The organism is Novosphingobium sp. BAM6 (assembly GCF_057784955.1).
This window is the reverse complement of sequence record NZ_JBYNTR010000001.1, coordinates 348,271-361,264: the sequence shown is the minus strand read 5'-3', so window position 1 is coordinate 361,264 and position 12,994 is coordinate 348,271. Positions and strand designations below refer to the sequence as shown.

Here is a 12,994-nt window from a genome sequence, read left to right as displayed (position 1 = left end):
AGATCGTCAGAACGAATACGTCAGCTTGGCGTGGACGGTACGGCCGACCCCCGGCAGCACGTTGGCGTTCGCATCGGTATCGCTGTTGGCGATGAAGTAGAGTTTGTCGGTCAGATTATCGACATTGAGGTCGAGCCGGAACGGCCCCGCCGCCGCATAGGCGCCGACCTTCACCAGCGCATAGGACGGCAGCACGATGGCATCGGGCAGGAAGCCCCCGGTCTTGCCTGCATATTGCACGCCCGCCGTCAGGCCCCAGTGGCCCTTCGCATCGTAAGTCGCGAACAGGCTGCCGGTATATTTGGGCGTCGAGTGCAGATAGTACCCGTTGGTCAGCCCGACATAGTTGGTCAGCGTATAGGTATAGCCGCCATAGCCCGCCGTGCAGCCCGCATTGGTGAGGCACGAAGGCATCGTGATGAACGTGCCGGCGCCATCGGTCGGCATCTGCTTGGTCTTCTGATAGGCGCCCGTCGCGGTCAGGCCGAAGCGCGGCGTGACCAGCCAGCGCAATTCGCCTTCCACACCGCGGCTGCGCAGTTCCGAGACGGTCGGATCGCCCGTGGCCGGGGTCGAAAGATAGCTGCGGCGCTGCTCGTAGACGTCGAGCGAGGCAAACAGCCGCCCGCCGAACTGCGAGGTCTTGATCCCCGCCTCCTTCAGCTTCGAGCCGCCGAGGAACGAGTTGTCCTCCACCAGATCCGGGTTCACCGCGCCGCCCTGCGACAGGTTCAGCGAATAGGCCTTGGCGTAAGTCGCATAGACCGTGAACCACGGCAGCGAGTAGCTGAGGCTGCCGTTGTAGGTGAACGGCGCCTTGGTGGCGTGATAGGGCGTGTAGACGCCATCGACCTCGGTGCCGGTGTTGATCGCGTGGACATCGTAGTTGTCGAAGCGCGCGCCCACCGTCAGGCCGAGGTGCCCCCATGTCGCATTGCTGACCATGAAGGCGGCGAAATCGTCGATCTTGCTGGTGATCGAGGTGGCCCACTGATAGCCCGGCGTCAGGAACGGATCGTTGAAGCGGTCGTCCGCCGTCGCCCCTGCCGAGATGTCGCGGCGATCCTCGGAGATCACGAAATCGTCCAGGCTCCCCAGATCGTGCGAGTGCGAGTGGCGATAGCTGCCGCCAACGATGGTCTGGAGATGGAACTGCCCGGCATCGACATTGAACTTGTAGCTCATGCGCTGCTCGGCCACCCAGGCGTCGAACACGGTGGCAAAGCCGTAGCTCTGGTAGTTGCGACTGTTCAGGGTGTTGAAGAAACTCTCGAACTTCAGAACGCTGTCATCGTCGAAGGTATAGTTCAGCCCGGCATAGGCAGTGTGCGTATGCGCTTCGTTGATATCGTATTCGGGATCGAGCATCGTGTCGCGCGGCGATAGCTTGACCGTCTTCACAGTCGCGGGATCAAGCTCGGTATAGTCGTTGGGCGTATAGTTCACCCCGATCGACGGCGCATAGAAGCCGATCGTGCTGCCGCCGGTCTTGGCGTAGAACTGATCCTTGGTGATGAAATCGGCGCCCGGTGCAACGATCTGGGCAATCGGCTTGCCCGAGATGTATTCCTGATTGTCGATCAGATCCTGTGTAACGCGATTCCAGCCGATGTTCTTCAGATAGCCGTCGGAATGCAGATACTGGTAGGTGACGGAGAGCGAGAGCTTGCTGCCGAGATCGGTCGAGTACGTCGCCTGCCCGATCTGCGACCTGGGGTGCATGCCCCGGTAGAAGCTGTGCGAATCCTCGATCTTTCCGTAGAGTGCCAGACCGCCATCGTTGCCGCCCAGCTTGACCGGGATAGAGACATTCGCGGTCGCCTCGCGCTGCTGGTAGCTGCCGTAAGTGGCCGTGACGTCACCGGTCAGCTGCTCGACGTACTTGGTCTTGTCGCCCTGCGCGCTCTTGGGCACGAAGTTCAGGAAACCGCCGACCTGCCCTGCACCGTAGATCGGCGAGGGCGGACCGCGCACGATCTCGATGTTCGAACTGGCATCCACCGGCGTCGGAAAGTTGGCGAAGTTGGTGATGCCCTGGAAGCCGTTGAAGTAGTTGTCGGCCACCGAGCCACGAATGGCGATGGCACCCGGCACGCCGAAGTAGCTGCCGGTATAGGTGCCTGCCGCCACCGCGGTGAAATCGTACACGGTCTTGATGTTGTAGCGCGACAACAGCTTGTCCGAGATCTCGGTGATCGAGCGCGGCGTATCCACCAGCGGCGTGTCGAGGCCGAACACCGTCGCGCTGTCCGTCTTGACGACGATCCCAGCGATGTCGCGCGCACCGGTGACGACGATCGGCGCCGAAGGTGTCTTCCCGTCGCCATCGGCATCGGTATCCGTCGTCGGAGCGACTGCCGCCGCAGGAGCATCCGCCGCGTGCGCGCTGGCGGACAGGGAAAGAGCCGCAAGGCCCAGGCTCGACAGGAAAGTCGTGGTCAGAAGTCGGTTTTGCATGTCCACCCCATGTTTTGCTGCGCCCTGATCCAGCGGCCTCCCCTCGGCATGTCTTCGTGCTTTCACGGGCGAGGCGTCATCGCGCCCCGCTCTCGCGTTTCGGGTTCTTTTCGGATGCGTGCCCGGCCTTGCAAAAAGGTGGTCAAATTTGCAGCAAGCATCTTGCCGCAATACGCACGCTGTCTTGTGCACAAATCGCCAGACTCCGGAACATTTGTAACTTTGATGCGCGCGGAGGCCGCTATGCTTGCACCTCGCCCGCGATGCGACTGCGCCGGGACTTGACTGAAACAACCGATCGCGACGCGCTGTCCGCCGCTCATCCCGGTGCCTGACAACTATTTCGTCGCCTGCGATCAGAACGTCCCGCAAGCGACCGGCATCGACGGATTCAGGGCATTGAGGAACTGTCTGCCGGGCTTTTAGGCAATGCCGCGCAGGGCCCTGCACATTGCGTCAAAATTGCACGCACGTTGCGCCGCATCCCTGCCACCTCCTCCTCATGCGAATCTGTCACATCCGCGCTGTCATGCTGGCGCCTTGCGCCTGCGCAATCACGCTCCCAGATAAACGCCACCGCAGCCCAAATTCCGCAAGGCCCGGCAAGACCGTGAAAGGACAAAGACTTGCGCCTGATTTCACGTCGCATCGCCCTGATGACGGTCGCTCTGGTCGCCATGCGGGTTCCCCTTGCCGATGCACAGGCGAGTATCGGCGCCCCGCTGGCCGCTGTCGAAACGCAACGCATCGGCGCGCCCGAAGCACATCAGGGCGTCGCCGCCAGCCGCGATTCGATCTACGCGGTCGCGAACAGCACCGTGGCGCGCTACGACAAGGCAACGCACAAGCGGCTCGCGATCTGGAACGGCGACCCCACCCGCTTCCCGCACCTCAACAGCTGCGTGGTCGATGGTCGCGATCTGGTCTGCGCCTTCTCCAACTATCCGGCGACGCCCATGCACAGCCAAGTGCTCTGGCTCGACGCCAGAACGCTCACGTTAAAACGCATACACGATCTGGGCCACGGCCACGGATCGCTGACGTGGTTCCTCCCCCATGAGGGCAGCTGGTGGGCCGCCTATGCCAACTATGACGGGCGCGGCGGTGAACCGGGCCACGATCACACCGCAACGCTGCTGGTCCGCTACGACCGCCAGTTCCACGAGACCGGTCAGTGGCACTTCCCCGCCGACCTGCTGGCCCGCATGGCCCCCAAGAGCGCCTCGGGCGGGGCGTGGGGCAAGGACGGCCTGCTCTACGTAACCGGACACGACCGTCCCGAGATCTACGTGCTGCGCGTGCCGAAATCCGGCGACACGCTGGAGCATGTGACGACCATTGCCTCCGTCACCGACGGACAGGCCATCGCCTGGGATCCGGCACAGAAGCGTATCCTGTGGTCGATCGAGCGCGGAACCGAACAGATGGTCGCCAGCCGGATACCTCCGGTGCCTGCCGCGCTGCTGTCACGCCCCCACCTGTCACGATAGTTTCGCAATCGGGGGCCAGATACGCGGGCAGGAGACGCCCGCGCCTTGTCCATCTGTCCGCCTCATATCGTTCGCTGGGTATCGCTTCATGTGATCCCGCAGGAACCGAAGGTCCGCGCGACGCTGCGGCGCCTTGGCGTCAGCGAAAGCGACATCGACGACCTGATCCAGGACGCCTACTGCCGCCTCGCGACGCTGCGCTGCGTCGAGCATATCGACCGGCCCGGCGCCTACTTCATGCAGATCGTCAAGAACGCCTGGCGCGACAGCCTGCGCCGCGCACGGGTGGTCCGTCTCGAAGATTTTACGGAAAGCGGCGCCTCGCTCGTCGAGGATCGGACGACGGGTGTCGAGGCAGCGGTCATCGCGCGCGAACAGCTTGGGCTGGTCGAAGCGCTGCTGGCCACGCTGCCCGAACGGTGCCGGACGATCTTCACCTGGAAACGGGTGGAGGGCCTGTCGCAGAAGGACATCGCCAGACGGCTTGGCGTGAGTGAAAATGTCGTCGAGAACGATGTTCAGAAGGCCCTTCGCGCGATACAGCGCACGCTGAGGGCCTGCGAAACCGACGATGGCCGAGCGGACGCCCGCGAAAACTGGCAGGAAGACTGGAAGATTGACGACCGGAAGCGGAAAATCGGTTGAGGTACTGGAAGCCGAGGCGACAGCCTGGGCCGTAAAGCTCGACGCCGCGCCGGATGAAACGCCGCCGGGTCTGCAGGAATGGTGCGCCAGCGATGCCCGCCATGCCGGGGCGCTGCTGCGCGCGCAGGCGACGCTCACCCTGTTCGAGCCGGCAGTCGAGCCGGAGCAGGCACAAGAACCTGCCGAAGAGCAGATGGACGCGCCCGCACGCTTTTCGCTGCGCAAGCGACTGGCGCTGGCGGGCGGCACCCTCGCCGCACTCGCCGCCTGTGCCGTCGCGGTGGTTACGCTTCACGTGCCGGACGAAAAGTACGAAACCCAGATCGGCGAGTTGCGCTCGGTCGCGCTGAGCGATGGCTCCTCGGTATCCATCGATGCCAAGAGCCGGATCGACGTGGCCTTCGATGCCGGGCATCGCGACGTGCGCCTGCTGGCGGGCAAGGCGCTGTTCCATGCCACGCACAATGCCGCGCGGCCCTTCCGGGTGATCGTCGGCAATGTGACCGTCACCGACCTTGGCACCGTGTTCGAGGTGAGCGACGATGCCGCAGGCGGCATGGTCGACGTGCTCGTCACGCAAGGCTCGGTCCGGGTGGATTCGCCGATGGGGCAGTTGAAGCTCGTCACCGGCCAGCGGGCGCGCTTTGCCAAAGTCGCCGGCGATGGCCCGGTGCCCAGACCCTTGCCCGTCGCCTCTGCCGAAATCGACCGGATGCTGGCCTGGCGCGACGGCCGCCTCGAACTCGACGGCGAGACGCTGGACAGTGCAGTCGCCGACATCAATCGCCACAGCCGCTTGCAGGTCCACGTCGCCCGCCCGGCGCTCGGCCGCCAGAGCCTCTACGGCTCGTTCCGCATGGACGATGCCGAAGGCTTCGCCAGCGCCGCCGCGATGAGCCTTGGCGCACAGGCGCACAAGGGGCCTGATGGGATCGTCATCACGCCGTGAGGTGGCGCACGTCTGCTGGATGGCGGAGAAGGGTGGAGAGCGGTCGTTCTCATAATGCCGTCATCCCAGCGAAAGCTGGGATCGCTCTCGGTCAAATGAGACGGTCGAACAGATCGCACCATCCGGGATTGTGCTTTTCGACTTCCGGCGCGGTGCTGCATCATCCGCGACGCAAGAATGCAGGTCCAGCCTCCCATCCCGCTATCGTTACATAATGCCGGAAGCGATCCCAGCTTTCGCTGGGATGACGACAGGATTTTAATGTCCGCTCGGGGACGTTACCGACCATCCGCATTTGCTCACGCGGCCTTAGGATCCCCCCCCCGACATGAACCCGCAAAAAATTTCGCGGGTGCGATAAGGAAACGTCCGCCCCCCGCGTCGAGGAAGCGAAACTGCAAACTCGATCAGTTCCGGGGGATTTCATGCAAGCTCTGTTTCGTCGGCTCGCCATCGGCTCGGCCATGTCCGTCATCGCGATGGCAACGCCCGCCCTCGCCCATGCGGCGACGTTCAATGTACCTTCGCAGGATGTGGCCAGCGCCGTGCGCGTGTTCGCACGGCAGGCGAACGTCCAGATCATGGTCTCAGGCCAGGCCGCGCAAGGGCGCCGAACGCAGGCGATCTCGGGCGCGATGAACGTCGATCAGGCGCTGCGCCGGATGCTGGCGAACACCGGCCTGTCCGCCCGTCTGACAGGGGCAGGCACCTATGTCGTCGTCGCCGACAGCAAGGGCACGGATGCACGCCCCGCGCATGTATCCAGTGCCGATGCGCCTGCCGAAGAGGATGCCTCCACGCCCGCAGCGCCCGCCGAAATCGTCGTGCTGGGCAGCGGTCAGGCGCGCTCGGTGTCGACCCTGCTGCCGTCCAACCTCGCCATTCTGCCGCCGGGCAGCAGCCTCCAGAAGTCGCTGAACTTCCTGCCGGGCGTGATGGCGCAGTCGATCGACGCGCTGGGCCTCAACGAACAGTCAATGAGCCTGCAGGTGCGCGGGTTCAGCACCACGCACCTTGGCTATACGCTCGACGGGATGCCGCTGGGCGACGGGTCGTACAACAACTACAACGGCCTCAGCATCAGCCGCGCGCTGATTTCCGAGAACCTTGGCAGCGCCGACCTTGCCACCGGTATCGCAGGGCTCGGCATCGCCTCGACCAGCAACCTGGGCGGCGCGATCACTTATGTCAGCAGCGATCCGAAAAAGGATCTGGGGCTGGACTTCAGCCAGACCGTGGGCAGCGAGAAGGCTGCGCGCACCTATATCCGCTTCGACACCGGCGAACACGGCGGCTTTTCGGCCTATATCTCGGGCCAGTATGCCCGCCAGAACCTGTTCGTCGATCAGGCAGACTGGAGCACTTCGACCGAAAAGCAGTTGAACGCCAAGGCAAAGTACGAGTTCGATGGCGGCTCGATCACCGCCTTCGGCGATATTTCGCGCACCAATCAGGCCGACGATCCCTATCTTTCGAAGGATATGATCTCGCGCCTTGGCTGGGACTGGGGCGGCTATGCGCCGGACTGGAATTCCTACCTTGGCGTTGCGGCCTGTACGGTGAAGACCACGCCGACCGCCTGCGTCAACGCACCCTCGCCGCAGAAGAACGCCGACGTCACTTATACCAATGGCCAGATCCTGCGTAACGACGAACTGTTCTACGTCTCGGGCGACTACGCCTTCACCAAGGCGCTTTCGGCGCACCTGCAGGTCTATCACCACGAGGACAAGGGCGACGGCAACAACTGGATCGCCGGGCTTTCGACGCAAGGTACAACCACCACGGCGGACGACGTGCCGGTGCAGATCCGCGACACGCGCTACACCATCAACCGCTCGGGCGTGCTGGGCCACATCGACTGGGACGTGGCCTTCAACCACTTCGAGGCCGGGTTCTGGGTGGAGAACAACAAGAGCAGCGCCGCGCGCTACATCTGGGCCAACGTCACCGGGCCCTTCGACATCGGCCAGTTCCTCGACGGCACGCCCTCCTCGGCACAGTGGGTACAGGGCACGACCTGGCGTACCCGCCAGTTCTATGCGCAGGATACCGTCTCGCTGTTCGACGATGCGCTGAACATCGATTTCGGCTTCAAGAGCAGCTATTCGCGCTCCTCCGCGCACGCCGAGGACGGCATCGCCGCCACCCCGCCGCCCGCCTCGACCCAGTTCGCCAGCGGTACACTGATCGCCAAGGACAATTTCCTGCCGCAGGTCGGTGTCCACTGGAAGGTGGCGCAGGGGCATGAGCTTTACGCCAGCTATTCCGAGAACATGGCGATGTATCAGGGCGGCTTCAAGCTGGGCCCGCAGTCCGTCACGCAGAGCGTGTGGGATGCGCAGGGCAGCACGCTGAAGCCCGAAACCTCCAAGAGCGTCGAGGGCGGCTATCGCTACGTCAGCCGTTCGCTGCAGGTCTCGCTGGCGGGCTACTGGGTGAAGTTCGACAACCGCCTGCTCCAGTACAACCCCTGCCCCACCAACCAGCAGCAGAATCCGGGCTGCGGCAACTCGTTCCACAACGCCGGCAGCGTCACCAGCCGCGGCGTGGAGCTGGGCGTGCTGTGGAAGCCGCGCAGCTGGGTGAGCTGGTACAACTCGGCCTCGCTGAACAAGACCACTTACGATCAGGATCTCAACTGGTGCACCACCACCTGCACCATCTATGACACCAAGGGCAAGCAGCAGGTCGATACACCCAAGACGATGGTTTCCAGCGTCCTGACGCTGCAAGGCGGCGGCTTTGCGGCCTCGTTGCAGGGCAAGTACACCGGACGCCGGTACTACACCTATACCAACGACCAGAGCTTCGGCGGCTACACCACGCTGGACATGGGGGTCAGCTACGACTTTGGCGACGTCGGCGTGGTCAAACACGCCAAGCTGAGCTTCAACGTCACCAACCTGACCGACAAGCGCTATGTCTCCAACTTCGACAACAGCGTGTTCGCACCCAGCGATGCCACCGGCACCGTGCTCGTTGCGCACTCGTCGGCCCCGCGCCAGTTCTTCGGCACCTTCAGCGCCGGGTTCTGATGTCTTTATACTGACCGATTGACCTGTCAGGCCTCTCTCCCACCTTCTCTGGCGGGAGAGAGGCCTTTTTCCGTTTCATGCCGTTAGGACCCAAGCATGCGCTCCAAAACACTCGCCGCCGTCTCCTGCCTCTCGCTGCTGGCCGCCGTTCCCGCGCTGGCGGATTCGTCAAGCTACCAGAGCCCGCACCTCGACACGCATGCAGGCGAGGAGACGGTGACGCTGGACGGCGTGCAGTTCATCAACCACGGCCTCGTCGGCGTCGGACGGCTCAGCGGTGACAGCCGCGACTTCGCGGACGAGACGCTGGGCTCGTTCTCGTCGATGGCGGTCGACCGGGCGAGCTGGAAGCGCCTTCCCGATGGCAGCTATACCGGCGCAATCACCACCCTTCCCGATCGCGGACCGAACGACGTGGGTAACGTCAAGGGCACGGTGAACTACCGCGACAGGCTGAACCGCTTCACGATCCGCTTCACACCCTATACCGGGAGCGACGATCTGCCGCAGGCGACCGCCTCGCAAAGCCAGATCATGCTCACCCCGGCAGGTGGCCTGTTCCTGCGCGATGCCAACGGCACGCCGATGACCGGCATGGACCCGGCGCACAATGTTGTCGTGCAGAACGGCATTCCCATGCCCATCGTTGCCAGCGGCGAGGCGGCGGGACGCGTCAGCCTCGATCCCGAGGGCCTCGCCTATGCGCCCGACGGCAGCTTCTACATTTCCGACGAATATGCCGCCGCGATCTATCACTTCAGCGCCGCAGGAAAGCTGACCGGGGTGATCCCCGCCGTCCCCGCGCTGATGCCGCGCACCGATGGGCGGATCGACTTCAACAGCGTGAAGGCCCCCGACACCGGGCGCCGCAACAACCAGGGCCTCGAAGCGCTGACGATCACGCCGGATGGCAAACATCTCGTCGCCATGCTGCAATCGGCCACGGTGCAGGACAGCACGCCCAAGGAGAAGCAGACGCGCAACGTCACCCGCATGCTGGTCTACGATATCGGCAAGTCGGCCACTCCGCAAAAGCCGATCGGGCATTACCTTGTCGAACTGCCGGTCTACAACGATGAGGGCGATGGCGGCGCGGCGAACAATACCGCCGCGCAGTCCGAGATGGTGGCGCTCAGCGATCACCAGTTCCTCGTCCTTGCCCGCGACGGCATTGGCCGGGGCGCCACAGGCTCCTCCTCGAAGACGCCGGTGTTCAAGAGCGTGCTGGTGATCGACACCAGAGGCGCCACCAACCTTGCCGGCACACAGTACGAAACCGGCACGAAGGCGATCGCGCACGGCGGCCATGTCGTCTCGGGCCTCGTGCCGGTTCAGCAGGCCGAGCTGGTCAACCTGCTCAACCCCGCGCAGCTCAAGCGCCTCGGCATGAACCTCGATACCCTGCCCTCGACGCCAACCACGCTGTCGGAAAAGCAGGAAGCGATGGGGTTGCTGCCGGTGCTCGATCCCGCCGCGCCCAACGACTACTTCCTGCTGATCGGCAACGACAACGACTTCGAGGCGAAGAACGGCATGGTCGATGGCATGGCCTTCGACGCCTCGCTGAAGGGCGATCACGGCAGCGGCGTGAACGACAACGTGGTGCTGGTCTACCGCCTGACGCTGCCGCCGCTCGCGCGCTAGGCGCGGCACCCGGCCTCCGGCAACCGGGCACAAAAAAAGGGGGAGGAGCCGGATGGCCCCTCCCCCCTTTTCGTATCGGGTTCGGATAACGATCAGAACTGGAAGTTGATCGAGCCCGAGATGGTGCGCGGAGCACCGAGGTAGGTGTAGCTCGTCGCCGTGTTCGACACGCCTGCATCCGAGTACGCGCCGTAGTAGAACTTGTTGAACAGGTTCGTGACGTTGAACTGCAGGTAGGTCTTGTCGCCCATGCCGGTGAAGCCCAGGTTCAGACGGGCGTCGAGATCGACCGTCGTGTAGCCCGGCACCTTGGCAGCGAAGATCTCGGTGCTGCCACTGTACACAGCACTGTTCAGATCGTTGTAGTACCGCGAACCGGTGCGCTTGGCCTGCACGCCCAGCGAGACCGGGCCAAGGTTCCCCTCGACGCGACCACCGAAGGTATAGCTCGGCACGGCGCCTTCCATCTTGCCCTTGGTGTCGGCGTAAGTGTCGGCACCGGTCTGCACGTCGTCCTGGATCTTCGACCACAGGTACGAACCGAAGACATAGGCCATGATGTGGCTGTCGGGCTTCACTGCCAGAGTGCCGTCGATGCCGTAGCGGTCTACGCGGCCCAGGTTGGTGTAGACCGAGGTGTCAGTCGCCGGGTCATAGGCCGAGGACAGGCGGTTGTTGAAGATCGTGTACCAGCCATCGACCGACGCCTGGATGATCCCCGTGGTGTAACGCAAGCCGAGGTCGAAGTTGTTGGTCGTCTCGGGCGTGGGCGAGTTGTAGTTGTTGGTCGTCCAGTAGCCGTTGGTGTACAGGTTGTCCGAGCTCGGCACCTGCATGCCCTTCGAGTAGTTGGCGTTCAGCTGCAGCGCCTGCGTGATGTCGAAAGTGAAGCCGACGTTCGGAAGCACCCGGCTATAGGTGTATTCCTTGTGGCCCGGCGCGACATATGCGGTGCCGGCAGCGGTCAGCTGCGCTTCGTAGGCAGCCTCATCGGTCGCGTCCGACGAGAAGCACGTCACCGAACCGCCGACGTTGGTGGTCAGGCAGTTCTGCTGCAGGTTGCGGCGGAAGAACGGCACGCGCACACCGGCGACGACATGCAGGCGGTTGTCCGCGAAATCGCCCGAGTATTCACCCGAAATCTGGTGCAGGATCGAGTAGGTGGTGCGGTCACGCTTCTCCAGCGTGTTGCCGCTGGCATCGGTGATCGCGCCGGAGTTGTTGCAGTAGTAGTCCGAAGCGAAACCGTTCGAGTTCATCGCGCAGATTTCGCCGGTCTGGCGAACGCGGCCACGGTCGTAGGTGTAGGCCACGCGGACGTGCTGGTTGTTGCTGATGTCATAGCGCAGCGAGGCGATCACGCCGATGCGGTTGGTGACGGTCTGGCTGGGCGCTGCGACCAGTACGCTGTCCAGCGTGTCCCCGTCGCCATTCAGGTCGACACCGCCGAGATAGGGCGTGCCACCGATGTAACCGCTCGAAACGGTCGAGCTGTAGCTGCCTTCCTTGGCCGCCACCGTGCCGCCGCCGTTGGCCGTGGTATAGGTGTAGTACGGGTCGACCGTCAGCACCATCTTGTCGTTCAGCGTGAACTTCGAGTTCATGCGGATGTTGGCCGACTTCGAGGGGTTCCAGCGGTATTCCCACGCCGTGCCGCACGAGGTCGCGGCGTCGGCTACGCCGTCAACGCCCTCTGCCGCGGTGCAGCGCGCAACGGTGTAGTCCTTGGCTTCCTTGGCGCTGGTCGGCAGGCCAGCCGAGGCCGCGTTCGACATCAGGAAGTCGGACGTGAAGTTGTTGTGGTTGATGTCCAGGTGGCCGGCGAGCGAGATGAAGTCGCCGTTGTCGCCCAGCGGCTGGTAGATCTTGCCGTTGAACTGTTCCTTGTTCATCTTGCCGATACCGCCGTAGACGGCATCGTAGGTGTCCTTGGACGCCGAGAACCACGCGCGGGTGCCGGTGGCGTTCAGGTCGCCGGTGTTGACCATGCCGAACAGACGCAGCTTGTTGTAGCTGCCCATCGTGCCGACCATGCGCACGCCGAACTCATGCGTGGGATCGACCGAGCGGTAGTTCACCGTCGAGCCCGAGGCCGAGGCGGTCGGGCTGTCGACGTCGGTGGTGCCGAGGTTGACGTTGACCTGCTCGATCAGTTCCGGGTCCAGCTGCTCGCCCGAATAGAGCGCATAGTTGCCGGTGTCGTTCAGCGGAATGCCGTCGAAAGTCTGCGAGATGCGCGTGCTGTCGAAGCCGCGGATCATCAGGTTGCCGCCCGACGAGCCGTAGCCGTCATAGTTCTGGAAGCTGACGCCCGGAATCAGGTTGATGGTGTCGTCGATCGACTGGCCCGGCGTGCCGCGCGCGATCACGGTCTGGGTCAGGACCTGCTTGGCCTTGGGCGAATCCGGGATCTGGATCCCGCCGATACCCTTGTCGGTCTTGCCGGTGACGACGATCGAGTTGTCGAAGTCGAGCGAACCGGTGGACTGGGCGAACGCGGGGGTCGCAAGCATGGCGCAGGCCATGGCGACGCCCGCCGCGCCGGCGGCGAGAGTACGTTTGTTCAGCATTGCAAAAACCTCAAAAAATCCGGCCGCCCGCAAGGTCTCCCGCGCGCTGGCCTTGTGCATTTTCTGACAGATCGTCCGTCCCGCCCGACCCGTTACCGGTATCGTGTCCCCGTTGCGGCAAGCTGGTTACGTCCCTCTGCTGCCCCCGCTTTACCCGTTCGATTGTGACAATTCGACGACTGAAAACTGCTCGGTTTTTTG

The 12,994-nt window shown here is 63.7% G+C and carries 7 protein-coding genes; 5 read left to right on the top strand and 2 right to left on the bottom strand.

The annotated features are described in order from the left end of the window. Positions 1–6 precede the first annotated feature (6 nt). Positions 7–2,457, bottom strand: a complete 2,451-nt coding sequence (locus tag AC3EC3_RS01820) for a TonB-dependent siderophore receptor (RefSeq protein ID WP_488487994.1) — start codon at positions 2,455–2,457, stop codon at positions 7–9. 626 nt (positions 2,458–3,083) lie between these two features. On the opposite strand from AC3EC3_RS01820, the gene AC3EC3_RS01815 reads away from it, so the two are divergent. From AC3EC3_RS01815 to AC3EC3_RS01795, 5 genes are all read left to right on the top strand, one after another. Then, a complete protein-coding gene (locus tag AC3EC3_RS01815; protein WP_488487993.1) occupies positions 3,084–3,947 on the top strand; it encodes a hypothetical protein in 864 nt (287 codons plus the stop codon). 45 nt (positions 3,948–3,992) lie between these two features. Continuing rightward, positions 3,993–4,592 (top strand): RNA polymerase sigma factor, encoded by a 600-nt coding sequence (locus AC3EC3_RS01810; protein WP_488487992.1) that lies wholly within the window; start codon positions 3,993–3,995, stop codon positions 4,590–4,592. Further along, positions 4,564–5,541, top strand: a complete 978-nt coding sequence (locus AC3EC3_RS01805; protein WP_488487991.1) for a FecR family protein — start codon at positions 4,564–4,566, stop codon at positions 5,539–5,541. Before AC3EC3_RS01810 ends, AC3EC3_RS01805 begins: the two co-directional genes overlap by 29 nt. A gap of 425 nt (positions 5,542–5,966) precedes the next feature. After that, on the top strand, positions 5,967–8,579 hold the full coding sequence (locus tag AC3EC3_RS01800; RefSeq protein WP_488487990.1) for a TonB-dependent receptor: 2,613 nt from the start codon (positions 5,967–5,969) through the stop codon (positions 8,577–8,579). A 96-nt stretch (positions 8,580–8,675) separates the two neighbouring features. Continuing rightward, positions 8,676–10,223, top strand: a complete 1,548-nt coding sequence (locus AC3EC3_RS01795) for an esterase-like activity of phytase family protein (protein ID WP_488487989.1) — start codon at positions 8,676–8,678, stop codon at positions 10,221–10,223. A gap of 92 nt (positions 10,224–10,315) precedes the next feature. Here AC3EC3_RS01795 and AC3EC3_RS01790 read toward each other — a convergent pair whose 3' ends face one another. Next, a complete protein-coding gene (locus tag AC3EC3_RS01790; RefSeq protein ID WP_488487988.1) occupies positions 10,316–12,793 on the bottom strand; it encodes a TonB-dependent receptor in 2,478 nt (825 codons plus the stop codon). Positions 12,794–12,994: the final 201 nt, after the last annotated feature.